Source organism: Armatimonadota bacterium, assembly GCA_028871815.1.
GTDB lineage: Bacteria > Armatimonadota > Chthonomonadetes > Chthonomonadales > Chthonomonadaceae > REEB205.
The window spans coordinates 63,535-89,613 of the sequence record JAGWMJ010000009.1 but is presented as its reverse complement, the minus strand read 5'-3'; the positions used below and the strand labels follow the sequence as shown (position 1 = coordinate 89,613).

24 protein-coding genes are annotated in these 26,079 nt (G+C 61.0%); 16 read left to right on the top strand and 8 right to left on the bottom strand.

The genetic code is table 11. The features are described from left to right. Nucleotides 1-49 precede the first annotated feature (49 nt). From KGJ62_11635 to KGJ62_11620, 4 genes are read right to left on the bottom strand one after another with little or no spacing between them, the layout of a single operon-like run. A complete protein-coding gene (locus KGJ62_11635) occupies nt 50-1,459 on the bottom strand; it encodes a hypothetical protein (GenBank protein MDE2127233.1) in 1,410 nt (469 codons plus the stop codon). Further along, a complete protein-coding gene (locus tag KGJ62_11630) occupies nt 1,456-2,805 on the bottom strand; it encodes a hypothetical protein (GenBank protein ID MDE2127232.1) in 1,350 nt (449 codons plus the stop codon). The genes KGJ62_11635 and KGJ62_11630 overlap by 4 nt, the downstream gene beginning before the upstream one ends. Continuing rightward, nucleotides 2,806-4,233, bottom strand: a complete 1,428-nt coding sequence (locus KGJ62_11625) for a hypothetical protein (protein MDE2127231.1) — start codon at nt 4,231-4,233, stop codon at nt 2,806-2,808. 5 nt (nt 4,234-4,238) lie between these two features. Further along, the gene (locus KGJ62_11620; GenBank protein ID MDE2127230.1) at nt 4,239-7,352 is read right to left on the bottom strand and encodes an SLBB domain-containing protein; all 3,114 of its coding nucleotides are present in this window, start codon (nt 7,350-7,352) and stop codon (nt 4,239-4,241) included. Between the two features lie 456 nt (nt 7,353-7,808). Here KGJ62_11620 and KGJ62_11615 point away from each other — a divergent pair, with 456 nt between their 5' ends. From KGJ62_11615 to KGJ62_11605, 3 genes are all read left to right on the top strand, one after another. Then, complete coding sequence (locus KGJ62_11615; GenBank protein ID MDE2127229.1) at nt 7,809-8,048, top strand: hypothetical protein; 240 nt, start codon at nt 7,809-7,811, stop codon at nt 8,046-8,048. 61 nt (nt 8,049-8,109) lie between these two features. Beyond that, a complete protein-coding gene (locus KGJ62_11610) occupies nt 8,110-8,844 on the top strand; it encodes a hypothetical protein (GenBank protein MDE2127228.1) in 735 nt (244 codons plus the stop codon). 47 nt (nt 8,845-8,891) lie between these two features. Then, nucleotides 8,892-9,338 carry a ribonuclease HI family protein gene (locus KGJ62_11605; protein ID MDE2127227.1) on the top strand — a complete coding sequence of 149 codons (447 nt, stop codon included), beginning with the start codon at nt 8,892-8,894 and terminating at the stop codon, nt 9,336-9,338. Here KGJ62_11605 and KGJ62_11600 read toward each other — a convergent pair. Further along, nucleotides 9,310-9,630, bottom strand: coding sequence for a (2Fe-2S)-binding protein (locus KGJ62_11600; protein MDE2127226.1), 321 nt, complete (start codon nt 9,628-9,630; stop codon nt 9,310-9,312). The genes KGJ62_11605 and KGJ62_11600 overlap by 29 nt on opposite strands. 37 nt (nt 9,631-9,667) lie before the next feature. On the opposite strand from KGJ62_11600, the gene KGJ62_11595 reads away from it, so the two are divergent. The 5 genes from KGJ62_11595 (at nt 9,668) to KGJ62_11575 (ending at nt 15,577) form a co-directional block, all read left to right on the top strand. Further along, a complete protein-coding gene (locus KGJ62_11595) occupies nt 9,668-10,876 on the top strand; it encodes a PmoA family protein (GenBank protein ID MDE2127225.1) in 1,209 nt (402 codons plus the stop codon). Then, nucleotides 10,873-13,050, top strand: coding sequence for a PQQ-binding-like beta-propeller repeat protein (locus tag KGJ62_11590; GenBank protein MDE2127224.1), 2,178 nt, complete (start codon nt 10,873-10,875; stop codon nt 13,048-13,050). Before KGJ62_11595 ends, KGJ62_11590 begins: the two co-directional genes overlap by 4 nt. A gap of 107 nt (nt 13,051-13,157) precedes the next feature. Next, nucleotides 13,158-13,874, top strand: a complete 717-nt coding sequence (locus KGJ62_11585) for a hypothetical protein (protein ID MDE2127223.1) — start codon at nt 13,158-13,160, stop codon at nt 13,872-13,874. Between the two features lie 16 nt (nt 13,875-13,890). Further along, nucleotides 13,891-14,631 carry an SDR family NAD(P)-dependent oxidoreductase gene (locus tag KGJ62_11580; protein MDE2127222.1) on the top strand — a complete coding sequence of 247 codons (741 nt, stop codon included), beginning with the start codon at nt 13,891-13,893 and terminating at the stop codon, nt 14,629-14,631. Then, complete coding sequence (locus tag KGJ62_11575) at nt 14,618-15,577, top strand: hypothetical protein (protein MDE2127221.1); 960 nt, start codon at nt 14,618-14,620, stop codon at nt 15,575-15,577. The genes KGJ62_11580 and KGJ62_11575 overlap by 14 nt, the downstream gene beginning before the upstream one ends. A gap of 15 nt (nt 15,578-15,592) precedes the next feature. Here KGJ62_11575 and dprA read toward each other — a convergent pair whose 3' ends face one another. Both dprA and KGJ62_11565 read right to left on the bottom strand, forming a co-directional pair. Next, nucleotides 15,593-16,813, bottom strand: coding sequence for a DNA-processing protein DprA (dprA, locus tag KGJ62_11570; protein ID MDE2127220.1), 1,221 nt, complete (start codon nt 16,811-16,813; stop codon nt 15,593-15,595). A gap of 53 nt (nt 16,814-16,866) precedes the next feature. Further along, nucleotides 16,867-18,630, bottom strand: coding sequence for a PQQ-binding-like beta-propeller repeat protein (locus tag KGJ62_11565; protein ID MDE2127219.1), 1,764 nt, complete (start codon nt 18,628-18,630; stop codon nt 16,867-16,869). Between the two features lie 219 nt (nt 18,631-18,849). Between KGJ62_11565 and KGJ62_11560 the strand changes: the two genes are divergently transcribed. The 4 genes from KGJ62_11560 to lon all read left to right on the top strand — a co-directional run bounded on the left by KGJ62_11560 (nt 18,850) and on the right by lon (nt 23,283). Then, nucleotides 18,850-19,602: a TIM barrel protein gene (locus KGJ62_11560; protein ID MDE2127218.1), complete on the top strand. Its 753-nt coding sequence runs from the start codon at nt 18,850-18,852 to the stop codon at nt 19,600-19,602. 27 nt (nt 19,603-19,629) lie between these two features. Further along, complete coding sequence (locus tag KGJ62_11555) at nt 19,630-20,247, top strand: tetratricopeptide repeat protein (GenBank protein MDE2127217.1); 618 nt, start codon at nt 19,630-19,632, stop codon at nt 20,245-20,247. Nucleotide 20,248: 1 nt separating this feature from the next. Further along, entirely contained in the window at nt 20,249-20,695 is a 447-nt protein-coding gene (locus tag KGJ62_11550) for an Hsp20/alpha crystallin family protein (GenBank protein MDE2127216.1), read from the top strand. 65 nt (nt 20,696-20,760) lie between these two features. Continuing rightward, the gene (gene lon, locus KGJ62_11545; GenBank protein MDE2127215.1) at nt 20,761-23,283 is read left to right on the top strand and encodes an endopeptidase La; all 2,523 of its coding nucleotides are present in this window, start codon (nt 20,761-20,763) and stop codon (nt 23,281-23,283) included. On the opposite strand, the gene KGJ62_11540 is transcribed toward lon, so the two are convergent. After that, nucleotides 23,280-23,429: a hypothetical protein gene (locus tag KGJ62_11540; GenBank protein MDE2127214.1), complete on the bottom strand. Its 150-nt coding sequence runs from the start codon at nt 23,427-23,429 to the stop codon at nt 23,280-23,282. The genes lon and KGJ62_11540 overlap by 4 nt on opposite strands. Between KGJ62_11540 and KGJ62_11535 the strand changes: the two genes are divergently transcribed. The 4 genes from KGJ62_11535 (at nt 23,429) to KGJ62_11520 (ending at nt 25,996) form a co-directional block, all read left to right on the top strand. Next, a complete protein-coding gene (locus KGJ62_11535; protein MDE2127213.1) occupies nt 23,429-23,932 on the top strand; it encodes an FxLYD domain-containing protein in 504 nt (167 codons plus the stop codon). The genes KGJ62_11540 and KGJ62_11535 overlap by 1 nt on opposite strands. An 81-nt stretch (nt 23,933-24,013) precedes the next feature. Next, nucleotides 24,014-24,532: a GNAT family N-acetyltransferase gene (locus tag KGJ62_11530; GenBank protein ID MDE2127212.1), complete on the top strand. Its 519-nt coding sequence runs from the start codon at nt 24,014-24,016 to the stop codon at nt 24,530-24,532. Continuing rightward, nucleotides 24,529-25,671 carry a 3-isopropylmalate dehydrogenase gene (leuB, locus tag KGJ62_11525; protein MDE2127211.1) on the top strand — a complete coding sequence of 381 codons (1,143 nt, stop codon included), beginning with the start codon at nt 24,529-24,531 and terminating at the stop codon, nt 25,669-25,671. Before KGJ62_11530 ends, leuB begins: the two co-directional genes overlap by 4 nt. Continuing rightward, nucleotides 25,658-25,996, top strand: a complete 339-nt coding sequence (locus KGJ62_11520) for a P-II family nitrogen regulator (protein MDE2127210.1) — start codon at nt 25,658-25,660, stop codon at nt 25,994-25,996. The genes leuB and KGJ62_11520 overlap by 14 nt, the downstream gene beginning before the upstream one ends. Nucleotides 25,997-26,079 lie beyond the last annotated feature (83 nt).

Sequence of the window (26,079 nt, the reverse complement as noted above, 5' to 3'; positions counted from 1 at the left end):
GGACGCCACGTTGAGCGCAGTAATTGCGGCGACGGGAATGTAGTTGCCGTCAACGGATCGCATCCAGGCTCCTCGAAGTTTCCGCCGGTGGCGTGGCTTTTGGCGTCAGAATGAGTACGAAGTCGCGACCAACAGCAACGACGAGACAGCAGACTGCAAACAGCAGGGTATCAAACCCGATCGTTGCTAAAAACTGGCCGAAAGTCCGCATATATCCCAGGGTATCTGCACAGAGCGTGCCGAAGATTACCAGATAGAACACATGGCGCATGCGCGGAACGTTGCTGTAAGCAAGATCCAGACAGCAGTTGCTTGCAAACCGCAAAAAGAGGCCCATGCCAAACATCAGGAGCACGATGCCGGGAATGCCAAAGTTGACATAGGCCTCCCCATAGATACCGATGGGAAAGACAGCCCGGAATACCAGCGTCCGCAACGGCGCAAGGCCCGGCGCAACCTCAAGTTCCAGTCGTGTAGTCCCAAACACGGTTGGCTTGTTTGGAAAAAGCTGCCGCGGAATGAAGCTGTATGCCACGTCCTCAACCCAGGAGCGTCCCCACTCCAGCGGCAACCGGGCCTTGATCGTCTCCTGCAGCATCTCCGACATGTCAAACGTTTCGGTCAGGTATGCAAGTGGAAGCAGGAACGCGCCCTTCTGTTGTGTACCGCCGCGCAGCAGCCCCAATCCCACTCCAAGTACCAGAATCGCTGCAAGCCCGGCGACTATCCGGGATGTGCGAATAACCCTACCCATTCGAAGGCGCTGTATGTAAAGCACAAAGACGGTGATATAGATTACCGATGTGACGTAGTGTCGTGTGGAAACCAACGAATTCACGATCACGTAGAGCGCTAAGGCGGCCATACCCGGCTTGTCCATACGGCCGGTATAGAGCGCACAAACCACCGATACCGTAATGAACACGACCGACATCGTGTTCAGCATCAGCAGGTACCCGCCGCCGATGACGGCAGCCAGAAACAGCTTGCGGTTCTCGCCGATGTTCAGCGTCAGAGCCCCAGCTTTGGCAACGAAGGCCGCGTAGATCAGCATGCAGCACAGCGCGAGCAGGCCGGCCGCAAGCTGCCGGGCGCAAGTCTGTCGACGGCTATCGGCCGGCATCGGCGGCTTTCCAACATCGCAGCCGATGCGCGCCCTGAGGTTTTTCTCGCGGAGCAGAGCGTAGCCCGCCATGAACGCCCAACAACCAGCGGTGCCCAATATCTGCGACTCAATGAATACTCGTGGATCGAACGGCGAGAGACCGTAGCCAAAGTTGAACGTGAAAAACAGGATGGGGCGAACCAGAAAGTTAAGCAAGTACGAGAAATAAAAAGTAGGCTGAGGCGTGAAGAGCCATGCTCCCACGCCGAGGCGACGGATACTGACCGCAGCATATGCGATAATTGGCAGCGAGGCTAGCGTAACTGTAAGGAAGAGCGTTACGGTGGGCGTCATGCCGGCGCCATTCCACCCGATTGCTGTGCTGTCTGGGCCGTCAGCCGCTGGTAGGCAAACGCAACGCCGCAGATATGCACAATGGAGAGCGCCGCGAGTGGCGCCAGATAACCGATGGATTTGAACAGCAGCACCGTGAGCAGGAGTTTTCCGCCTACCTCAGCGCCGGCCACCAGGTTCAATGGCCGGAGCCGGACGGTGGAAAAAGCAACCACTGCAGGCAGACGCGCGGCTACCAGCCAGAAGACTGCGGCCCCTGCCAGCCAGTAACCGACCGGATTGACCGGCGCACGGTTGCCCAGCCACAGCCGAACAATGGTACGTCCAAAAGCGGCGTATGCAGCGCCCGAGACGATCGCAAATGGAATCAACCAGCGCCGCGCCCGCGCGACCAAATGGCGCATGCGGTCCGTAGAATCGGCGGCATCCATGTGCATCAGGTAGGGCGCGAGGTAGTCGGCAAGGCGCCAGAGAATCTGCACGACATTGTCGGCGACCTTCCATACCATTACAAACGCGGCCGCGGCCAGCGCGCCTCCCAGCCAGCCGACAATAAGCGTATCCGATTGCAGCGTCAGCAGCAGCAAGCCGTAGAGCATATATCCCCAACCCATCGGGCCAAGCAACCTGGCGAAAACAGGTCGGCAGGCGCGGCCAGGCAGACCGCTTTGAAAAACCAGCCCGGACCGGCGTACGCAAATGTCGGCGGCGATGCGAGTGATGCCAACGGCTGCCGTCCAACTGGCCATTATCACCCAAAGGTGTGGCTCGAGGTGCAGCCACGGAATCACAAGACAGGTGAAAAGCGCAACCATCAGTATCTGAAGACCGTTACCCACGGCTTGCCGCTTGCACATGTTGAGAGCAATGCGGATGACGTGCAGGTCGTAGAGCAAAACATAGTAAGCGCCAGTAAAAGTGAGCGCCAGAGCGATATCATGCCGATCTGCCAACCTGGCAAGTGGGACCATGCCGCCGGCGACGCCGACGTATGCAAACAACACCATACCTGCGGCCACCACGACCGCGTGTCCAACATAGATCAACCGCGTAACGCGGAGCACCTCGCCAAACCCTTGCCAATCGCCACGGACAAACGCTTCGCCAAGCAGGCGCTCCGATGAACCAGACATCCACTTCACCGCGATCGGTGCATACATGGTCACCTGCATCAGAATCGCAAGCACCCCAAAAGCGTAGCTCCCGATCGCGTGCAAATAGATAGGAACAACCGCCAACTGCGACACCACGTTGACGGCGTTGTAGCTCAGGCCAGCAGCCGCAGCGCCGATGTAGTCGGAGCGGTCATGCGCGGCGCCACGGCCTGTGCCAGGCTCCTCCGTCACTTAGCGCGCCGCCATGGTGTAGGAGCGGCTCACATATTCCCAACCCGCCCAGGCGCCGACGGCCATCGCACTCAGAACGGCGCACAAGGCCAGGAGCACGCCAAAGTGCGGATCCCCGCGACGCGGCGCCCGACCCGGATCGACCACGGTCATGCGGCTCTGTGCCGAGACCGTATCCATCGTTAATTCCTGGTATTTGGTCTCAGCGGCCTTCAACTTCTCGAGATTGATGGCCACCCGGTCGGCCTTCAATTGCAGTCGGGTTGCCAGCTCCCGCCCCGCCTTGAAGTTGCGATCGGCATCCGTCAACTGGTCGGCCACCGTGACATACTCCGTTTGCAGAGCCTTGAGCTTGACGGCGTCGCTTGTCTTACCGCTCAGTACGGAGTGGATCTGCTTTTGCAGCTGCGTGCGAGTCACGTCACGCACCTGGCGCGCACGGACTAGTGCCGGGTACTTGGGGCCGAACTGTTGCGCGAGCCCCTCGTACGTCGCTTGTGCCTCCAGATAGGCCTTGCGCTCCTGCAGAAGAACCGGATCCTCAATCGAAACGGATGCGATATCTCCGCCGGGCGCGGTCAGCATCTGACGGGTTACGTCCTGTGCGGATTGCAGGGAGCTAATCTCTGCCTGTATGCCGCGAAGCTGCGCCTGCAACTCTACCGTACCCACTGGAGCGCCAGTGGCGGCAGATGAGCCCGGTATGGGAACTGCTTGAATCGCGTTCGCGGTTGCTACGGCCTCCATATTCCGGGCGTTCGACCTGCGAACAAATGCGGCGTAGCTGGCGAAACTGGCGTTGAAATCAGAGTTGACCTGATCGAGCTGCTCAATAGCGTGGCGGCGGAGAATTGAGTCGCGATCGGTGTCGTTGTAAACCAGATAGTTGCGCAGCGACGTGGCGTACGAATTGCACAGCGCTTCTGCCGTCCGTCGAACTCGCTCACGCGTCGCGCCGGCGAAGGAGAGAAGCGGCGGACCCTTGAGGGAGACACTCACGTACACCAGGCCGTCCAGCACATTATCGTCGATGTGCACGTCTTTCAGAATCTCGTCTACGGCGTCGGCGTGAGAACGGAGGTGCTCCAGTTGCTGCAGGTGGCCCACGGCCTCCGCGGCGGTTGCAAATCGTCGACTGCGCAGCACTCCGGTATAGGTCTTGGCGCCACCTCCAAGGCCAACAAGAGCGCCGAGACCACTTCCCGAGATGCTGGGTCCGGGCTGCTGCAGCGAAAGCGAGAGCGTGGATGTGTACGTCTGCGGAAGGGCAAACAGGCCAAGAAGCGTTAGCACAACGAATGCAATCAGCCAGGCGCGCAGCCACTGCCGCGGCCGCACCCGCAGCATCTCGCGCAGCACGGCTGCCTCCGGCACCGCGCCACCCGAGGCGGTCGCGCCATCACTGTCACCATCGCTGTTGATCGGCATACGCGCTACAGGCCGAACACGCTTGTGGCCACCTTGTACACAAGCGCCGCGCTGGTTAGTGACCGAAAGAACGAGTCGAAGAGGTTCTGGTTGTTGCTGATTCGTGCCGCGAGCACCTTGGTGGGAACCAGTATGAAGTCACCCGCCGACAGTGATCTCACCCTTCTCGCCGGTATCAAGCCTCCGCCCATGTGGATGACTTCGATGCGTTTTGTTGCCGCATCGGGCGCGAAGCCTCCTGCCTGATCGATGTAGTAATGCAAGTTCGCACCACGTTTGAACACAACGCCGCGAGCATTGAAAACCGCACCGATAACCTGGACGGTCGTCGGCTGCTCGGGCACCGTGATGCTATCGCCGTCGGCTAGCAGGATGTCATGCGATCCACCCGGATCGAGCAGTGCGTCCGGTAGGTTGATAGCCACATTGCCGGTAGGTTGAAGCTGCTGATCTGTGAGCTCGCGCGCCGGGGAAACGAGCTTGCTGGCAGTTACCGTGGTCAGGCCAACCGGCGCCGCCGGCGCGGCGCCTCCGAACGCGGAAGTCCCGCCGGTAACAGCCGACTCCAGCGCCTGCGTTTGCGCAACGTTGGCGCGGGCTTCCTCACGCCCATATTCGCTCGTATTCAGCAGGTCGTTCAACTGCGCTATCTTCTCTGCAATCGCACGCTGGCCAGTGGTGCCAAGTTGCTTCGGATCACGCGTCAGCTCTGCGCCGGTTGGATAGGCCTCGGGCCGAAGGCCGCCGGCCAGTCGGATGGCGTCGCTGAGCCGCATCTTTTTCGTATTGATCACAATAGGCCCGGGATGTGCGACCGCGCCCTCCACCGTTACGATCTGAACATGGTCGATGAAGCCGCCGGTGCCCTGCACCGTAACGACATCGCCATCCTTCAGCAGCACATTGTCGTCGGGCCGGAAGTTCCCGTGCGAATCGCTGTGCACGGTGATGTCAACCGGCTGCGAGCCGGGCGAATCGACTACCTTTCGCGCATGCGCCACGACGACCGTGGACCCTGCCGAGGGCTTGAGGCCGCCGGCGAGCCGGATCAGGTCACTGAGCTTCATTCCTTCACCGCGCGGATACGAACCCTGTGACACGACTTCACCACGGATCGTGACTACATGTTCCGGCATGTAGCGCGCTTCATCCGCTGTATAGATCGCAACCGTGTCGCGGTCTTGAAGCACCACGTCCTGAGTGGGGTCGCCGTTGAGAGCGGCTTCCAGCTGAACGTTGCTGTATTTGGCTGTGCCATCTCCGTGCCGATGAAGCACCCACGCGAGACCCAATGATGCATTTGGCGTTAACCCGCCGGCCATCCGCACCAGGTCGCTCAGCAGCATGCCATCGCTGCGGGTGTAGATGCCTGGGTTCTTCACCGCGCCTTTTATCGTCACGCGATGGAAGCTCGTCCAGGCAATCTCGTCCTGCGTGTAGATATGGAGGCGGTCCCAACGTGCGAGAACCGGATCCTGAGCGGCGTCACCCGTCATAGCCTGAGCTAGATTGACCGGCACCAGCGTGGTGGTGTTGTCCGGATTCCAACGGAACAGTTCGGCCCGCTGCAGGTAAGCCTCCGGTAGAAGGCCCTGAGCACGGGCTACCAAATCGGAGACGCGCATACCGGGCGCCATGGCGTAGTCGCCGGGCTGTTGAACGGGCCCCTCCACGATTACGGGGTTATCCAACCGGTTTCTTACCGAGAATACGTTCACCTGGTCACCGTCAAACAACTCAACCTGGCCGGCACTAGCCGGCGCCGTTACGTTCACGTTGCGCAGTACGCGTTTTTCGCCGGGAACCAGCGTAGTGATCTGCACCTCTTGCGCCACACCGGAGGGCTTAATACCACCGGCGTAGCGCAGCGCATCCTTGAGCGTCTCGCCGCTAAGCATCTCGACCAGCGCCGGGCTCCGCACATCTCCATTCACCGAGACCTGTGCGCGCCGCGGCGCGATATAGAGCATGTCACCCGGGTCCAGACGGACGTCGCCCTGTGCGAGGCCGTCCAGCAGAAACTTGTACATATCCAGGTGGGCAACAACCCGAGTGTTCCGGCGAAGTTCGATGTCGCGCATGGTGCCTGTCGACCTGGGACCTCCGGCGGCAGCCAGCAGATTGAACGCCGTTGTGCCGGCCGGCACCAGGTACGTGCCCGGCTCCTGTACCTGACCATTGACCGTCACAGCAATGGTCCTCAGCCGGCCCATAGTAACCGTAACCTCAACATCGCGGTAGTACCCGCGAAGCTTTTGCGTCAGGATCCGGTCTGCCTCTTGCGTCGTGACCCCGCGTAATGCGATCGGCCCGGTTCCGGCGGGAGCCGCATCGCCGCGCGTGTCCAATGTCAAGGTCTCTTCCCGCGCGTTCATCGTGGGCGACCAGTAGCGAATCACGATGGTGTCGCCCGGCTGCAAACGGTAGTTGGGTGGGGGAGTGGCGGCATAGTTGCCGTACATCAAGGTCATCGGGTCGAGAATGCCCTGATATCCATTTGCTGCCTGGCTGCCGGAGGTGTCCATAAACGGCTGGCCGATCTGGCCCGGGGGACCCTGGATCGGTGCCTGCAGTTCAGCGCCGGTTGTGCCGGAGGTTCCGCCGGTGGTGACACCGGCCCCCGTTGCCGGACCGGTGCCCGGTTGCTGGGCATCGCCAGTGGCCGCAGTGCCGGCCGGTGGCGCGCCACCGGCGCCTACGGCAGGAGTTTGCTGTGGCGCGCCGGTTATGGTCGGCACCGAGTTGGCGTTCGAGTACTTCTGCTGCAGCGCTTTCGCCCGCAATCGAATTAACTCTCGCGCGGGAGCAAAGAAGTCGTAACCCAGAATCGGAAGGCTCGTCGAGGACACGGCCTCCGGCACGCCGGTGCCCTCGAAGCGATAATCGTGAAACGGCCCGGCATAGTTTGCAGTGGGTGGGATGAGTGTGGCCGGTTGCGGCGTTAGCGGCGTGACGAGAGGATTGTTCGGCGTCGCGACCGGGGGCTGCGGGTGAACCTGCGATTTTCCCGTCGGAGGCTTGGCGCCTGAGCCCGGACCCGGTGGCGCCGGCTGGCCGGGCCCAGCTTGTTGAGCCATGACGCCTGCGCCAACCAGAGCAAACAGAATGGTAATTGTCACTGCGCTAACGCTGCGAGTGCGTGTCCGTGCCGTTGGCACGTGATGGTCGGCTCTGGTGTTTGACGGCATAGGATGCGGACCTCTCCACACGACGACACTGCGGTTGGTTGCCAACCGATTAACTCGACCATTTGCAAACAAGCGGCAAGCCAGCCTCACCGCTTCACGCTGCTCGATTGGTGTGCTAACCCTGCAGGTGCGATCCGGCCGCGTCCATACCGCGAGACTGGTCGAGAGTGAAATGGAGCCTCATCAACCACTGCGGCCGACACCCAATACCTGGGAGGGGCCAGAGAACATTTGATGGCGTAAGTATAGCGCAGGAAGGCATGCGCGTCATCATAAATCGGCGCACGCAAACCGACCATAACGAGGACGAAATCAGTCGGTAGGCACCGGCGGCGGTATAATGTTTACGGTTAAACAGATGTTATGTATCGGTTACGGAGTGCCGCAGTGTCGCGCCCCCATATCACGACCGTTCGCCTAACCACGGAGGAGGTGGAGTGGCTGCGCAGGAAGGCGCACTGGGATGGCGTATCGGCATCCGCTGTCGTGCGGGGACTACTGCATCAGCTGATCGCCGAGCAGGGCTACCTCAGGCCGCCGGATGACGATCCGCAGGATTTCGGGTACGAGAAAGAGCAGATGCAATTTGTGCTGGCGGTACAGAGCCGCGTCTCAAACGAGGACTGAAGCACCCGCAACGAGCGGTGCGACCGAAACGGTGTAAGGCAACGGCGCCGCTGCATTTTCGATGAATACAACCACTCACATCATGCAGGACCTTTACGAACTACAACTGGTGGACAATCGCATTGCAGCGATTACCCATGCATGGGCAAATCTGAATCGCGGCGACGCTCAAAAGTCGGCGCTGCAAGACGCCGAGGCGGCACTGGCCGTGGCGGAGCAGGAGCTTCACGCGAAGCGCGCTGCGGCGAAGGACCTGGAAATTGAAGCGCGCGGCGTCGAGCAAAAGCGCGTTGATTACGAAAGGAAGCTATACTCCGGCACGGTAACGATCCCAAAGGAACTCCAGGCGATGCAGGACGAGGTCGCGGCTCTGGCGCGTCAGCGCGACCTGTTACTGACGCGTGCCGTCGCTGCTGCCGAAGCCTCCGATGCCCAGGCTACCGAGTGCGACGCGCGTCGCGCCGCAGTAGACGTTGCGGCCAAAGGGCTGGCGGAGGTCCGTGCAGGTTTGAAACATAGTGCGGATCGTCTGCAGGCCGAGGCTGTTGAGATGAAGGCCGCTCGCTCCACGGCGGCATCCCGTCTTTCGCCGGCGCGTTTGCAACAATACAATGCCGTTCGTGCGTCCAAAAGCGGTGTGGCTGTGGCCCCGTTGCTGGATGGTCACAACTGTGGGTCATGCCGAATGGCAGTTGCCGATTCGGTGATCCGTGACGTTCTGGCTGGGCGCGGCCTGCCAATGTGCAACAATTGCGGTCGGTTCCTCTGTTCGCCGCCACCGCAGCGTCGTGCGTAGAACGTCCCATTTAGCGGAACACGTGCGGCGGTCCGGCGGCTGACCACATGGATGTGATCGTGTACGTGGATGGCGCTGCCCGCGGCAACCCCGGTCCGGCCGGCATCGGAGTCTATATTGAGGGAAGGTCCGGCGAGCAGCTTGCAGAGCTGGCGGAGCCGCTGGCGCCAACCACTAACAACGTGGCCGAATACACGGCGCTCATCCGGGGACTGCAGAAGGCTGCGGAGTTGGGCGCCACGCGTGTTCAGGTTCGTACCGACAGTGAGCTGATGGCACGCCAGGTGATGGGCATTTACAAGGTTCGCGCCGCACACCTTTCTCAACTCCACGCTCGGGCATTAGCCTTGATGGCGACCTTCGATGAAGCTGCAATTCGCCACATTCCGCGCGAGCAGAATCGCAAAGCCGATGCCCTGTCGAACCGCGGAGCAGATATTGGTGAGGGGAGGGCCGGTCGTGGACCTACGGCGCTGGACGAGGGCCCGGACTGAGACCGCAAGCCGTTGCGCGGTTGACCACGCTTACAACAAGATCTCCCTCGACTCGCAACTGGCAGGATAGCCGGTATGTGGCGATTAACTCAGGATCAGCCAGCGCGGCTTGCTCGCGGATGCTCATAGGCGGAACGGAGCCATCCAGAACCACGACCCGGCATGTGGTACAGCGGGCTAAACCACCGCATCGATGGAGGATGTCAATGCCGCCATCCTCAAGGCACAGCACGAGCTTTTTACCCCATTCACATTCAACCTTCGTTTCTCCATCAACTGTCACAACCGGCATGCACAACCACCTTCTGTTTCTATTCCGAGTGTTGGGAGTGAGGCCCGCGATCGCCTCCGCCGCTCTGATGGCTGCCGTCGCTGCAGCGGGCGCGGCAGGACGGGCCGAAGCGAACCACCGATTTACCTTGCACGCGGAAAACTCCTCCTACCCCGAGGCGGCGATCCGTATTATGGCGCCATGGAACCTGGCCGCCGGTACATGGCTGTTCACCAGCGATGCCGGCTGTGGTTACTGCCAGGCTGTGCCGGTGGGCACTCAAATGTCGATCATGCTGATCATGGCGCCGCTGAATGAGGGGGAGAAGCGCACTTATACGTTGCTGGAACATCTCTCCGACGCCCCGACGATCTGCGCCGCTTCTACAGAGGGCGGTGACGTATTCATTCGTGTTGGGCAGGCACTATTCACCCGTTACCAAACCCATGGAGGTCCGAACAAGCCGTTCTTCTATCCCATTCTGGATGGCGATGGGCATGCTCTCACGCGCCACTACCCGATGGAGAACGTGCCTGGAGAGTCGCACGACCACCCGCACCACAGGGGCCTGTGGTTTACCCATGGGGATGTAAACGGCGTGGACTATTGGAGTGAAGGGCGCAATACGGGCAGGACGATCAATACCGGATTCTCGCAAGTGTACAGCGGACCGGTTTGTGCCGGGTTCACCGCGCAAACCGCCTGGATCCAGCCCGATGGTCAGCACGTGGCCGATGACACGCGCGGCGTGACGGTCTATCTACTCTCCGATGGTACCCGCGTGATGGATTTCGACGTAACCGTGACACCAGTTGCCCGGGCCCTCGTTTTTGGCGATACCAAGGAAGGCTCCTTTGGAATGCGGGTACCGGATACACTCTGTCCATCACGCGATCCGGAGGCGCGGATGACGGCGTCCGACGGCAAGGTTGACGGTCAGATTTGGGGTACCCGTCAAGACTGGGTGGACTACACAGGTCCCGTTCATGGGGAGCTTTGGGGAATCACCATGATGGACGCACCGCACAACCTTCGGCACCCGGAGACCTGGCACGCTCGTGATTATGGACTGTTTGCCGCCAATCCGTTTGGGCTGCACGAATTCTTGCACCAGCCTAAAGGCGCGGGCGATTTTACGCTTGCACCCGGCGAGACACTCCATCTTCACTACCGGCTGCTGTTCCATCCTGGCGAGCGCACGATGGCGGACCTCAACGCTCAGTACGCTGCATTTGCCACGCCACCCCGCCTGGAAATAGATCGGTGACCGCTGCCAGGCTTTTCAGCGCCGCGCTTTTGCCGGTCACCATATCGCTACTGGTGGCTCTCCAAATTGCCGGAGGGAAGCCCTGCCGAGCACAGGAAGGCACCGGCGACCGTTCGTTTACTTTCTTGGATTTTAGCGACACACACCAGACGGCAAGCGGCGACAATCAGGGGCTGAAGAACCTTGTTGCGTCGGCTCTCGCCATGGATCCGCGTCCGGCGTTCGCCGTGGATTGCGGCGATATCACGGAGTCGGGGCGGCCGGAGGAGTACGCCCGGTTTAAAGAAGGCATTGACGGCCTGCAGCAGGCCGGCATCGCTTTCTATGCCGCGCCCGGCAACGATGACGTGCGTTGGTGTCCGGAGGGAAAGCAGGGATTCGTGCGTCAGTTCGGAAGGCTGTACCAGTCCTTCGACTATCACGGCGTCCACTTTATCATTCTGGATACCACCGTGATGCTGGAGCACTTCGGCCACGTGGATCGGCACGAGCTCGACTGGCTCCGGGCTGACCTTAAGCACGTTCGCAGCACGACACCGATCTTTGTGTTCATGCATCACTGGATAGGGCGCGATCCACCCGATACACGGATGATCGATAATGAGTTTGATGTGGACCACGCGCTGGCCGGTCACAACGTCCTGGCGATCTTCGTCGGCCATGGACATCAGGACCTGGTATGGCGAACGAACGGCATTCTCACGCTGATGGCGCGCGGCCTCTATCAAGGCTCGTGGTATCAGGTAAGTGTCAGTCCGCTCATTGTGCGCATCGACCGCGTCGAAAAGGAAGAGCCTGACAAGCCCGTCCACATCGCAGATATTCCAATCTCACCGGGAGAATCCTCGTCACATCTGCAGGCAGCATGGGATGATCCGGATGTACCCTACCTCGCGCGCCGGAGACCCGCCGCTCGCCTCGAACCGCGGGCAATCGCCGACGTACCCGACCACGAGACGGCCAAGTACCGGATCGACGATGGCGCCTGGAAGCCGCTTACCAGGTCGGCGCGCAACGTTTGGCGTGACCAATTCCTTACGGCCGGTATGCAGATCGGTATACACGCATGTGACATTGCCCTTACCACCAGCAATCAGATAACTCTCGAGGACGAATTGATTTTTGAGGTTGAGCGCGATGTAAATGAGCCCAACCGGCGCTGGGCGGTCGATCTGGACGGGGCCATTCAATCAAGTCCCACGCTGGATAACGGCATTCTCTACGTCTCCAGTAACGATCATCATGTATACGCGTTCAATGCCAAAACCGGACGCCGTCTTTGGGTGTTTGCCACCAAAGGTGCCGTTTTGAGCTCGCCGGTCATCAGGGGCGACAGCCTCTATATCGGTTCGACCGATGGATTTGTGTATGCGTTGCACGCGCAAAACGGCCGCTTGAAGTGGAAATACGACGCGGGTGCGCCAGTGTTTGGCTCGGCAGCCGTAGCCGCGGGTGTGGTCTGCATCGGCGGCGATCACGAGATTATTGGACTCGATGCGGAGCGTGGTACGCTACGATGGCGCCAAGCCGCTGGAGCCTTCTTTCAATCTCGCGCAGCAACAAACGGCACGCTCTTCTTTCTGGGCGGATGGGACAACACGTTTTACGCACTGAATTGCCAGACCGGCACGATCGCCTGGACTCGGCACATCGGCCGGCTTTTTTACTTTTCGCCGGCAATCTCTTCGCCTGCTGTATCCGGTGATGCCGTATACGTCTGTTCAGATGACGGTGACCTGCATGCCATGAATGTAGACACGGGTGCGGAGCTATGGACCACGTCGGCGCCAACGGGCGGCGACACGCTGGGCTACTCATCACCGGTGGTTGCCGGCCAGGCGATCGTCGTTGGGGGCCTTGGCGCCAATGGCAACGTGTACGCATTCAACCGCGTGACCGGCGCGCCGCTGTGGACGGGCGCAATCGGGCAGACTATCTACGACTCCTCGCCTGCACTGTCGCCAGATGGCACAAGCTTTGCCATCATGGGAGTGCGCGGTCAAGTTGCTGTGGTCAGCACCGCAACTGGGCGGCTGCAGTGGACGTATAATCTCGGCCCGGGCAACATATTCTCCACGCCGGCGTGGGACGGAACGGCAGTCTACACGTGCACCATGGCCGACGACGTGCAGGCAATAAACGCCCCGATCCTTGGCCCCGTGAAGAACGGATAGCGCGCTACGGTGCAGGATTAGACGGCCGGTTGGGCGAACCGAGGCGGTGATCGGCGGACGGCGACCCGCCCCATGTTTGGCGAATCCAGATGGTGGGAGGTAGGAGAATGTCGGACACAACTGTAGCGGTCACTGTGGATTGCACCTGTGCCTCCCAATCCAAATGTTTCGTTTCGAGCATTGTGTCGGCGGCCGAGCAGGAGGCTATACCGCTCACCTGGCTGATCGGCGTTCAAGAGCACGACCCGCTGACTAACGCCAGCCTGTACCATCGGGAGTATCTGCATCGTATACCCGCCTGGCACGAACTGGGACTTTACCTTACATTTGATGCCACCGCGGGCAGCACCGTGGAGCGCGGCGATCTCATCCGTTTGGGCAAGGATGTACTGAAGCAGTACTCCATCAAACCCACCGCTTTTCGAGCCGCGCAAGGCGATCTGCAGGCGGGCGATGTGAAGGCGCTTGAGGACGTTGGCATATTGGTCGATGCGACGCCAGGATCCAGCTCCAACCCACCCGAGGGCGCACCACGGTCGCCGTACCACCCGGCGTACGATCACGTGCACGAGCCCGGGCCATCCAAACTCTGGGTGGTACCGGTCGCGGGATTGGATGAAGTGCGTGGCTATGTGGACGTTGGGCTGGACAAGCTCAAGCCGATCATCGACAGTTCACGCCAAACGCAGTCGGTGCTGTGCCTGGGCATGACCGACTGTGCAGACAATGGTGCCCACTTAAGGAATGTTGCCGACTATTTGAAGAAGCGCGGCGCGAGGTTTGTGACGCTGACTCAGCTGGTGACCGAGCTGGCGGCAGCGTGAGAGTATCTTTTCTTTTATGACGCATTCAAAGGTAGCTGTAGTAACTGGCGCCAGCAGCGGAATCGGCGCGGCCTGCGTCAGCGCACTCTCTGCAGCCGGCTTCCACGTGGTTTGCGGTGCGCGCCGGGTCGAGCGCTTGAACCAGGTTGCTCGCACCGCGGGTGGTGATGCGTGGCCGCTGGATGTTGCCGACGCAGCTAGTGTTCGGGCGTTCTGCGAACATGTTCCTAACATCAACCTGCTGGTGAATAACGCCGGCGGAGCACTGGGGTTGGATCGTGTCTCAGACGCCACAGACGAGGATTGGCAGCAGATGTTCGACAGCAACGTTCTCGGATTGATGCGAATGACTCGCGAGCTCTTGCCCAGGCTGGAGCAGTCTGGCGATGGACACGTCATCAACATCGGTAGTATCGCCGGACGCGAGGTATACGCAGGTGGTTCCGGCTACAACGCCATGAAGTTCGGCGTGCGAGCTATTACCCGGGCGCTCCGCGTGGAGCTTCTGGGCAAGCCGGTGCGCGTTACGGAAATCGTGCCCGGGATGGTCGAGACCGAGTTCAGCGAGGTGCGCTTTCGCGGTGACAAGTCCCGGGCGGCACAGGTCTACGCCGGCTTGACGCCGCTTACTGCCGGCGATGTTGCAGATTGTGTGGTTTGGGCGGCAACCCGGCCGGCACACGTGAATGTGGATGAGATCGTGGTCAAGCCGCTGGCCCAGGCCTCGGTGACTCTGGCGCACCGTGCCCCCGGCTAGCGCAACCACTGACGCATTGGCCGCGCTCCGATCCGGCGCCGCCCTGCTGCCAATTCCCTGTGGGGAGATCGTATGCTGTCATGGCGCCGACGCGATCAGCTGGCTGCAGGGCCTCGTTTCGAACGACCTTGCCGAGCTGAAGCCGAACTACCCGGTTCGCGCGCTGCTGCTGGACGCAACCGGACACGCCCGTTTCGAGGCGTGCACGGTGCTGCCTGGCCCCGAATTGCGAGCCGTTCTCGATCCCGAGCCGCCGGATACCTGCGTCGTGCTTATCGTTCCGGACGGCGCGGCACGTCCAGTCGTCAATTGGTTGGATCAGTTTCTAATCGCGGAAGACGCGGTGTTAAGTGTTCCGGCTGACAAGTTATCGGTCGTAAGTATTCAGGGCCCGCTGGCGGAAGAGGCAGCGGCAAGTGCGCTGAGTGAAGGCGAAGCCGCACAGCTCGTCACTCATGCTAGATGCGGATCCGGTGGAGTTGACGTTGTGACAGCAGCGTCTGCCGTTCATCCCTTAGTCGCTCGGCTGAAAGCGGCAATGCCGAGCGCCAGTTTGAGCGATTGGGAGCTTTGCCGGATTGAAGCAGGGATTCCGCGATGGCCCCAGGAGTTTGGCGAGGCGGTGTTAGCGCCTGAATTGGGTCTTGACGACACCCATATCAGCGCACGGAAGGGATGTTACATCGGGCAGGAGATAGTGGCGCGCATCCAGGCTCGCGGTCATACGAATCGCAAGCTATGCCGCCTGACGGTGCGGAATGCCGAGGAATCGCTCGTTGGCCAGGAACTTCTGCAGGAAGACAAGCCAGCCGTAGTTGGGCGAATCACTAGTTTTGCCGACAGTCGGGCCGGTGGTGCGCTAGCACTCGGCTTTGTCCGCCATGAGCATGCGGAACCCGGTACACGCCTGCGTACAGCGACTGGCGTGGAGTGCGTTCTGAGTTGAGGCGATTTCAGATGGCTAGAACGTGCGTACAAAGAGATTGCCCGGGAGCCGCGCGACCAATGTGGCGAGCTCAAGCATCGTAAGTTCCACGGCGGTGTCGGCAACCGGCCTCTGCACCAGTTCGGCAACCGTATCGATGTGCTGCGGGACTAGCGAAAGAACCGCCAAGACCGCTGCCTGTGATGTCGGTAAGTCGGGCATCCGGACCGCTGCAGATCCCGTTGCTGCCGGCGGATTCTGCTCGCCCTCGTCAAACGTCAACTGAGAAGCCGGTGAGGCCGGCGCCTTCACCGGCCAGTACCGAAGCGCGGCCAGCACATCCTCTTTGCACGTTGCAACCGTGACGCCGGATTTGATCAGTTCATTGCACCCGACGGCGCTTGCCCGATCGATATTCCCGGGTACGGCCAGCACAACCCGGCCCTGCTCCGCTGCCAGCCGGGCTGTAAGAAGCGCGCCTGAGACCGCCGCAGCCTCCGCAACCAATACGCCGTCGGAGAGGCCACTTATAATGCGGTTCCGCTGCGGGAATCGCCACGAGTCCGGCTTGGCGCCGAGGCCGTACTCAGAAACAAGTGCCCCGGATCGCGCTATCCGCTGAAGTAGCTCGCGATTCTCGCGTGGATATGCTACGTCCAGCCCGCATCCGATAACCGCTGTAGTCCCACCCCCGGCATCCAGCGCTGCGCGGTGTGCCGCCGTATCGATACCGTGCGCGGCGCCGCTGACAATCGTAACGCCCAGCGCCGCTAGCTCGCGGGCAAACCTCTCGGCTACGGCGCGTCCGTATGGTGTTGGAGTGCGAGTGCCAACGATGGCGAGGCCCGGCGAGGTTAGAAGACCGACATTGCCCAACACATAGAGCGCGGCCGGAGCATCACCGATGGATCGGAGTCCCGCCGGGTAGGCGCCGCTGCACTGAGGCACCACCTGTAAGTGATGCGCCAATGCCCAGTCCACAACCCGCGCCGGAGGCCGGTTTTGCCGGTCACGGAGGCGCTCGGCATGGCGGGAAAGCAGCCCCGCAACCTGGATAAGCTGCTCATCCGTGGCTTGCAGAGCAGTCAGCGGGTCCCACGATGTCTGGCGCAGCAGCTCCGAGGCGGCGCGTGCGGGCAGCTGAGCGTTGGCGAGCCACAGCCAGGCTTCCATTTCTGCGAACGACGCATTCGACTCCGTCGCAGCAGGTTGAGTACCGTCGACCGTCTCCGCGGGAGTATCGGAGCTAGCGGGCATGTAGTGCACGATGGCGGCCACAGCGGCTCAAAAGCCGGTGGCCTGTGCAGTACCTAGCCACCGCCTCCCCCTCCGCCGTTGCCACCGTTGCCTCCGTTGCCGCCTAGTCCCTTGCCGGGACCCTGTTGATTGTTGTTCGTGTCGGATCGCTTTGCCAGTGTGTTATCCACAACAAATGTCCAGGTTTTGACGGTTTGGACGCCGGACCAATCCGTGACGCTCACGGTTGCTGTATGCGGTCCGTCCGAGAGAGCGTTGGATCGCCCAACGTCCGTCTGGGTGGTGAAGAACTCGACCGTGTTCGTGTCCGGATCAAATGTAAAGCCCGGCTTATCCGCGGATGCATCATCGGGCGTGCCCTTGAACGGAATGCGCGCGGAATCGAGCATCAAGCTCAGTGTTCCGAAATTGAGGCCAGAACTCCCGTCCGTGATCGTGGCGGCAACCCGGAATGGTGGCTCACCGTTCAGATAATCGCCGGACTTCGGATCGACTGGCTTGACACGCGGCGCCACATCGGCAACATCGCCGCTGTGAAACGAAGTAAGCGTGCCATCATCCGTATAGACATACAGCGCTCCGTTGGCCACAAGCGCGCGACGCACCGCATTCGCCGCCGTTGGGATCGCAGTTGCGTTGCGTCCCGATGGGGCGATCTTGCAGTTCCATTTCAGGGTTCCGGTGGCGGCATCCAGAGCAAATACGCCGCCTTCGAGCGTGGGAACGATCACCAGACCGCCGGCAACCGTCGGCTGCGCTGCAACGTCGTACGGCAACTTTGGAAACACCTTCCACGCGCCGTGCCCTTGCGCGTTGATGGCGTAGACGCGCCGGTTCGAGCAGACCAGGTAGACGGTGCCGTCCGGCCCTACCGCAGGCGGTGTTGCGGCCGAGCTCGGAAGAGGAATCGTCCATCGCGGGTCGCCGTTCATCGTGCGCAGTTGCATGAGCGTATTCTGCGCGGCAACGTACATCACTTCGCCGCCAAGCACCAGGTGAGCGTTGGAAACATCTGCATCCATCCTGCGCGCCCACTCCTGAACACCGGTACCGATGTTGACGGAGTGCATCGCCTGATCGGCCGTGATATAGATCAGGCTGCCGTTGGCGATGTCAAAATCACCGACCAGGTCACCGCCGGACGGGATTCCGATGCGGCCATTCTGATCCCATACGCCGCCAAGCGACAGACCGGAATGAGCATCCACGCCGTAAAACGATCCATTTTGGCCCGCGAAGTACACGGCGCTCCCGACGACGCGCGGTGCGGTTGCCGCTCCGCCACGAACGTGGTACGTTGGCCATGCCGGTTTACCCGTCGCGGTATCGAGCGCTGCGAGGCCTTCGCCGGTAGCGAGATACAACGTTCCATCTGCGATCGCCGGCGTCCCTTGAATCGTTGAGGGGAGATTGCCGCTCCGAGGATAACGCCATTTCTCGGAGCCGTCTGCAAGGTTCACTGCGTAAACGCGGGCGCCTGCGGCGAGGTAGGCGGTGTTCCCGTCTTCGACGACGGCCGCCGGATTGTTCGGCGTTGGAATGCTCGTGAACTGCCAATAGATACTCAACGGCGCCTGGATGGCAGCGTCCTGTGCCGCGGCGGAACGCGCAGTTCCAACCAGAATCGCGAGCAACGGGAGTAACGCGAGCGGTGCAACTGCTCGATAAATGGGTGACGCGGGCCGAAGCCTGATCATGTAGAACCCCCTGCCTGTTTTGCCGGATGCCGTGGGTGGCCCAGCCGCTAATGCGAATCTGGAGCGGTACAGCTGAACAAACGATTGGACGCCACGCGTTTGGGTCGGGTTACCGATCATACGGGCCAATAATCGCCTCCGGCGGCCCGTCGGACAAATGCCCGGCTGCCGACGCCGTGTTGAACGCAGTCATTATATTGCTCGCTGCGCGGCATGTCAACCCGTGCAGCGGCAATTGTGCGAACGCACCACGACCGCCGTGCGGATGAAGGAGCGCCGATCTGAAGTGAGGAATTGTGAGGCGCAATTGCCGTGGCTGAATGAAAGGAGTATTCAAAATTGAAACAATCGTTTGCATGGTGGTGCTTCCACCGAGATGGAAACGATCCAGTTAGCCTGCTGCGCGATGCGAAGCGAATTGGCTACCACGGCGTGGAGATGATCCCGCGCGAGTCGTGGGCAATGGTGCGCGACGCCGGTCTGGCCATTGCCACGATGGGTGGCCACGGAACCCTGACCAATGGCTTGAACCGCGCCGAAAACCATGATCGGATCGAGCGGGAAATAAACGATAACCTGGTGATCGCCGGCGAGTGGGGGGTGCCGGTTATGATTGTGTTCAGCGGCAACCGCGATGGAATCTCCGATTCGGAGGGCCTGGACGTTACCGCCGAAGGCCTGGCACGCGTGGCTCGCGCGGCCGAGTCGGCGGGAGTAGTGCTCACGCTGGAACTGCTGAACAGCAAAGTGAACCACCCGGACTACCAGTGCGATCACACGTCATGGGGGGTAGAGGTGTGCCGTTTGGTCAACTCACCATCCGTCAAGCTTCTCTATGACATCTACCACATGCAGATCATGGAAGGCGACGTCATCCGAACAATTCGCGACAATGCGCAGTGGATCGGCCACTATCACACCGCGGGTAACCCGGGGCGCCACGAACTGGACGATACACAGGAACTGAACTACAGGGGAATCAGCAAGGCTATTGCTGAGACGGGTTATACCGGGTATATCGGGCAGGAGTTGGTACCGGAAGGCGACATCCGGGCGGCGATGCAGCAGGCATTCGATGCGTGTGCTGTGTAAGCTGCAGCCGATCGTAGTTTCCAGCCTATGCTCTCGAACAATCCGGGCGACGTAACCGAGCCCTCGCGAAATGGGCGGCGCCGGTTTGTTGTCGCCGCGGTCGTGGCAGTATTGGCCGTGGCGATGGCGATTCGGTTTGCACTGCCAAGATCGGTGGACTATTCGGCAGTGCATGCGTTCAATCTAGGTGACGAACTTCAAGAAGACGGGCACGAGAACCGCGCACTTACGGAGATGAAGAAGGCGGTAGCGCTTAAGCCCGGCTACTTTGCTGCCCGCGAAGCGTTGGCAGACCTGTACGACAATGCTGGTGACCCGGCAGACGCCATGAAAACGCTGGAGGTCGGAGAGCAGGTGGCGCCCGCAGACCGCAAACGCTACGAGGTGCTTCTGGCGCAAACTTGCCTCCTGAATCGTCAATATGCATTGGCGGAGCAGCACTACCGGATTGCACGGCAGCTGGACCCGACAGATCGGCAAACGTGGATGGCATGGGCGCTGGTGTTTGAGCGTGAGGGCCGCTGGCGTGCGGCACACAGTGCATGGGAGCGCTTTCTGAAGGTTTTTCCCAACGACGCGTCGGGTTTGCGTGGGCTAAATCGGGCTGAACGCCATGGCAAACCGTCACCAGGGAAGGAGAAGTGAAATGACAGGCAGACGATTGTCGCCGCTGGACGTGTTTCTGCAGCTCGAATCCGATATGCGGCACACGGCACAGGAAGCCATGCGCGCGATAAGATTTCAACCGTGCGTCGACATGTACGAGACCAATGAGGCGCTGGTACTCAAGGTAGAGCTTGCCGGCGTGCGTACGGAGCACCTGAACATCACGCTTTCCGGTGATGACCGGCACCTCCTCATCTCTGGCGAACGAACCGAACCGGATGAAGAACGACACGACCGGACACGCTGCTTTCAGTTGGAGGTCTACTACGGCCCGTTTCAACGGGAGATACCCTTGCCTTCCGAAGTCAGGATCGATCGGGACCAAATCCGGGCGATCTATCGCGATGGATTCCTGCAAGTCACCCTGCGAAAGCGAGAGCCCACCGGCGGGCGTGCGCGCGTGATTGAAGTTGACGGCGACAGCTGACCGGCTCATCGCGCAGTCACGACCCTGACTTGCGCCGATTTAGTGATCCGCGATTGCGAGGACGAATGGAACCCAAAAACCTTACAGAGATACTGGAACATCACGATAGCAGCATATCAACTCCCGAGGCAGCATCTGAGGGCGGCGTTCGGACGCCTTTACCCGATGTGGTCAATCTGCTGCCGCTCCGCGAGGTTGTGATTTTTCCGGTCCTCGTAGCGCCACTCGGCGTTGGCCGTGAGAATTCGATAAAACTTGTCAACGAATCGGTGGTCGACGGCAACCGCCTGATCGGTGTCGTGTGCAAGAAGGATCCTGCCATCGAGGATCCGACGATGGAGGATGTGTACGGTATCGGATGCATCGTCGCTATCCGAATGATGGCGCAAGTTGCCGATGGCATCCGCTTGATCGTTCAAGGGATACAGCGAATCCGCATACTGGAGGCGGTGCAAACCACGCCCTATCTGCGGGTCAAGATCGAGCCGATCGCCGAACCGGAAATCAACGAAGAGGACAAGCTGGACGTTGAGGCGCTCACACGCGCTATCGGCCAACAGTTCGCACGGGTTGTTCAACTCTCACCCGATCTGCCGGATGAACTCCAGAACCTGCCTAACAACGTTCAGGAACCAAACGTCCTCACCGATCTCATCGCGGCCCAGATGCCACGCCTGACCTTCTCGGAACGTCAGGAGATTCTCGAGGCGATTGAGCTGAAACCGCGCATGACGCGACTGCTCCAGCTTCTGGCGCGCGAGGTTCAGGTGCTCGAAGTCGGAAGCCGCCTGCAGAGCGAGGTGGCTCAGGAACTTGGTAAAACCCAGCGCGAGTACTACCTGCGCGAACAGTTGCGGCAGATCCAGAAGGAGCTGGGCGAGGGCGACGACAGAACACAAGATGCCGACGAACTCCGCGAAAAGATCGCCAGCGCCGGTATGCCGGAAGAGGCGCGCAAAGAGGCCGATCGAGAGCTGGATCGCCTCTTGCGCATGAACCCCGCCGCACCCGAATATCACGTTGCGCGCACCTATCTGGACTGGATGGTCTCGCTGCCATGGAAGGTTAGCAGCAAGGACAATCTCGACATTGCCGCGGTAAAAAAGGTGCTGGATAGCGACCATTACGGGCTCGACAAAGTCAAAGAGCGGATTCTCGAGTATCTCTCTGTGCGCAAATTCAACCCCAGTGAATCGGCACGTCAACCGATCCTCTGTTTTGTCGGGCCTCCCGGCGTGGGCAAAACGTCGCTCGGCAAGTCGATAGCGCGGGCGATCCATCGTAAGTTTGTCCGGATATCGCTCGGTGGGGTGCGCGATGAAGCAGAAGTGCGCGGGCATCGGCGCACGTATATCGGCGCGCTGCCGGGTCAGATCATCCAGGGCATAAAGCGCGCGGAAACCAACAACCCGGTATTCATGCTCGATGAGATCGACAAGGTTCAGGCTGATTTTCGCGGGGACCCATCCAGCGCATTGCTGGAGGTTCTCGACCCGGAGCAGAATAACGCGTTTCGAGACCACTACCTGGACGTGCCGTTCGATCTTAGCAACGTACTGTTTGTAACAACAGCTAATGTGCTGGACACCATTCTGCCGCCGCTCCGCGACCGGATGGAAGTGATCGAGATCTCTGGCTATACCGAAGAGGAAAAGCTTGCCATCGCCAAGCGGCACCTGGTTCCCAAACAGGTGGCCGAACATGGTATCGCCGGTAGAATCAGCTTCCTGGCGCCCGCAATCCGCCTGATCATCCGTGGCTACACGCGTGAAGCCGGTGTGCGCAACCTGGAGCGAGAGATAGCGGCGATTTGCCGTAAGGCAACGCGGCAGTTTGCGGAGGGCACCCGCGACCACCTCCGCGTGACAACTGAGGTGGTTGGCCGGTACCTAGGGGCGGCTCGCTTCGAGAGTGAAGAAGCCATGAAGCGAGTGGAACGGCCGGGTGTGGCCACCGGTCTGGTCTGGACGCCGATGGGGGGCGATATTATATTTATCGAGGCAGCCGCCACGCCGGCGCCGGCGTCCCGGCCGAGTGTGCTTACGATTACCGGGCAGCTGGGCGATGTGATGCGCGAGTCGGCACAGGCAGCCCTGTCGTATGTCCGCGGACACGCCGAGGAGATCGGCTCTCCGTCCGACTTCTACGAGACGCACGATATCCACATCCACGTTCCGGCTGGCGCAATACCTAAAGACGGACCATCCGCCGGCATTACCATGACCACGGCGTTGGCGTCGCTCTTCAGTGGCCGTCGTGTGCGACCACTGTTGGCCATGACGGGTGAGGTAACGCTTTCGGGCCGTGTGCTGCCGGTCGGCGGCATCAAAGATAAGGTCCTTGGTGCGCACCGAGCCGGCATCACCACGCTCCTTTTGCCGGATCGTAATCGAAAGGACGTGATGGAGGAAGTACCCGAGCCGGTTCGTGAGGCGATTGATATCGAGTTTGTGGATGACGTGAGCGATGTATTGCGTCGCGCACTTGAGCCGCGGAATATCGCTAGAGAGAAGGCGACGCGCGCTCCAAACGGCCGCGCTGCGACACCGGCCGCCGCAGTTCCGGCAGTGCCCTCGCACCCGCATTAGCCCGCGTACGCGGCCGCCCACAACCGATTTCTAACGATTTCGGGCAGAATTGTGATGTTGCTTCCGGGTTCACTCCCGACGGGATAGTAGACAAACAGGCGTTGATTTATGACGCCGATACGTATATCCACCAGGGGTAACTCCAATGACACGTTCCTACGCAACTGCGTTCAGCCTTCCGAAGTCAACCGCCTGCCCGGACGGGCAGCCCGAACTCCGGCTGGTAACTGGCGATCCGCGTGGCGCATCACGACGGCGCGCACTTCAAACTGCACTGGGCATCGCTGCGCTGCTCGCGGCGCTGGCCGGATGGTTCCTTGTTAGCCCCGCGGCGCATCGGATGCCTGTGGCCGTCCTTTCGAATCGCGCTGTGCAAGCGAGCGCAGTTCACGTTGCGCCTCATCCCGGGTTCCTGGTCGTGACGGGTTCGGTTCGCAACACCAGCGGCCGGGCGCTGACCGGATTGGAGGCGGCAGTGAGCCTCGTTGACCGCAGCGGCCGGCTCCTGTCGTCGCAAGCTGCGGTTGCCACTGATACCACAATGCCGGCGGGCGCATCTGTGCCGTTCCGTATCGTGGCTCCCACCCGGAATACGGTAACCTCCGCGCGCGTCTGGTTCCGAAGCCTTGATGGTCCGGCGCTGCCATAGCCACGTGCCTGGCAGCGGGCGAATACGGTAGAATCCTGTGCTCGGATCGGTTCATTTGGGTTCGCCGCAGGAAGGATGACTTTGCCCACAGACGCACTCCCCGTACCAACGGTTCGCCGCGCCGGAGTGCGCGATGCTGAGCAGGTTGCCGCACTCTGGCTGCGGTTGATGAACGAGCACCACGAACTTGATCGGCGGCTGCCGGGGGTGCCGCCGGGCACAAGGCTGCACCTGGAGCACGCAAGGCGCCTGCTGACTGGACGCGACTGGCACGTCTGGGTCGCCGAGGAGCCGTTGGCGACCACACTTCTTGGATTTGTTGCCGGGTCCACGCGCGTACCGTCGCCATTCATGTTCACCGGTAACGAGGCCTGGATAGCCGACCTGTACGTGACGCCGGAATGGCGCCGCCGCGGAGTTGCTGGTAACCTGGTCCGGGCACTGCTACGTGATTTCTCGCTGAAGCAGGGAGCTACCGTTCAGTTGTGTGCCGCTGCGTCCAACCCGGCCGCAGTCGGCTTCTGGCGGGCACAGGCTTTCGAAACCGTGCTGCACCTGATGCAATTGAGCCGGTGCGGAACGGAACAGCAAGAAGCATGACTGGATTCCGTATCGCTGTTCTGGCTGGTGACGGTGTCGGACCGGAGATTCTGCTTCAAGCTGAGCTGGTTGCGGCAGCCGCAGCCGAACTGCATGGCGTCTCTCTCGATATCGAGCATGCGCTGATTGGCGGAGCCGCGCTGGATGCGATCGGCGAGCCGCTGCCTGAGGCCACACGAGCGCTCTGCAGGGCCTCGGACGCGGTGCTCCTCGGGGCTGTCGGAGGCCCGAAGTGGGACGCGATACAGCCCGCGACCAAGAGGCCTGAATCCGGTGCGCTGCTGCCAATCCGGAAGGAACTCGGCCTGTACGCCAATCTTCGGCCCGTACGCGTGCACGCTGCGCTGCGTGGCAGCTCGCCGTTGCGTCGCGCGCTGGAGGATCCCGACGTCGATCTGATGGTCGTCCGGGAACTGACGGGCGGGATCTATTTCGGTCAGCCAAGGCACCGCGATCCTACCGGCGAATTCGCAGTGGATACATGCGTGTACTCGCGCGCCGAGATTGAGCGGATCGCAGAAACAGGATTTCGTGCCGCCGCAAGCCGGCGTGGGCGCATGTGCAGCGTGGACAAGGCAAATGTCCTGGAGACATCACGGCTGTGGCGGGAGACCGTGACCGGGATGGGCTTGAGCCGGTATCCGGATCTAGAACTCAGTCACATGCTGGTTGATAACGCTGCCATGCAGTTGATCCGAAATCCCGCGCAGTTTGACGTGATCGTGACCGAAAACATGTTTGGAGATATCCTGAGCGATGAAGCGGCGATGCTTACCGGCAGCCTTGGGATGCTGGCTTCGGCCAGTCTGGGCAGCGACTTCGGCCCGGCCGGACACCGGCGGGGGTTGTTTGAACCGGCACATGGCTCAGCGCCCGACATTGCCGGCCGCGACGTGGCAAATCCGTTGGCTGCTATCCTCTCAGTAGCGCTTATGTTCCGGTATTCGCTGGACTGCGAACCTGCGGCCGTCGCCATTGAGGCGGCCGTGGATGCCGCGCTCACAGCCGGCTGCCGCACGGCGGATATTGCCGCGCCGGGAGAGTGCTCCGTAGGTACTCGCGCCATCGGGGCTGCTGTTCTCCAGCGGCTCAAGGAACAGACTTCTAACCGGCCGGGAGAGCGCCATGAAGAAGATTGAGTGTGTAATCCGGCCGATCAAGCTTGAGGATGTGAAACAGGCGCTGGCCGACATCGGCATCGTGGGTATGACGGTGACCGACGTTCGTGGCTTCGGCCACCAGCGCGGACGGACCGAAAAGTATCGCGGCAATACCTATGTCGTCAACTTGCTTCCTAAAGTGAAGGTCGAAATGGTCGTTGCCGATGCAAATGTCGAAGATGCGCTGGCAGTTGCGCTCGCGGCCGCGGCCACAGGCGAGGTGGGTGATGGCAAAATCTTTATATCGGATGTAGAGCGCGCGGTACGCATCCGAACTGGTGACGAGGGCGACGAAGCCTTGTAGCCTGGCCGGTTTTGCGCCGGATCTGCTTGTGCCGGCTTCTGCGCGATTGTTGGGCGTGCCGGCTGCGGCATAGCTGCACCTGC

Coding starts and splice junctions, on each gene's coding strand:
- KGJ62_11635 (MDE2127233.1), bottom strand. CDS start 1,459: ATGACGCCCACCGTAACGCTCTTCCTTACAGTTACGCTAGCCTCGCTG.
- KGJ62_11625 (MDE2127231.1), bottom strand. CDS start 4,233: ATGCCGATCAACAGCGATGGTGACAGTGATGGCGCGACCGCCTCGGGT.
- KGJ62_11610 (MDE2127228.1), top strand. CDS start 8,110: ATGAATACAACCACTCACATCATGCAGGACCTTTACGAACTACAACTG.
- KGJ62_11605 (MDE2127227.1), top strand. CDS start 8,892: ATGGATGTGATCGTGTACGTGGATGGCGCTGCCCGCGGCAACCCCGGT.
- KGJ62_11600 (MDE2127226.1), bottom strand. CDS start 9,630: ATGCCGGTTGTGACAGTTGATGGAGAAACGAAGGTTGAATGTGAATGG.
- KGJ62_11585 (MDE2127223.1), top strand. CDS start 13,158: ATGTCGGACACAACTGTAGCGGTCACTGTGGATTGCACCTGTGCCTCC.
- KGJ62_11580 (MDE2127222.1), top strand. CDS start 13,891: ATGACGCATTCAAAGGTAGCTGTAGTAACTGGCGCCAGCAGCGGAATC.
- dprA (MDE2127220.1), bottom strand. CDS start 16,813: ATGCCCGCTAGCTCCGATACTCCCGCGGAGACGGTCGACGGTACTCAA.
- KGJ62_11565 (MDE2127219.1), bottom strand. CDS start 18,630: ATGATCGGTAACCCGACCCAAACGCGTGGCGTCCAATCGTTTGTTCAG.
- KGJ62_11555 (MDE2127217.1), top strand. CDS start 19,630: ATGCTCTCGAACAATCCGGGCGACGTAACCGAGCCCTCGCGAAATGGG.
- KGJ62_11550 (MDE2127216.1), top strand. CDS start 20,249: ATGACAGGCAGACGATTGTCGCCGCTGGACGTGTTTCTGCAGCTCGAA.
- lon (MDE2127215.1), top strand. CDS start 20,761: ATGGAACCCAAAAACCTTACAGAGATACTGGAACATCACGATAGCAGC.
- KGJ62_11535 (MDE2127213.1), top strand. CDS start 23,429: ATGACACGTTCCTACGCAACTGCGTTCAGCCTTCCGAAGTCAACCGCC.
- leuB (MDE2127211.1), top strand. CDS start 24,529: ATGACTGGATTCCGTATCGCTGTTCTGGCTGGTGACGGTGTCGGACCG.
- KGJ62_11520 (MDE2127210.1), top strand. CDS start 25,658: ATGAAGAAGATTGAGTGTGTAATCCGGCCGATCAAGCTTGAGGATGTG.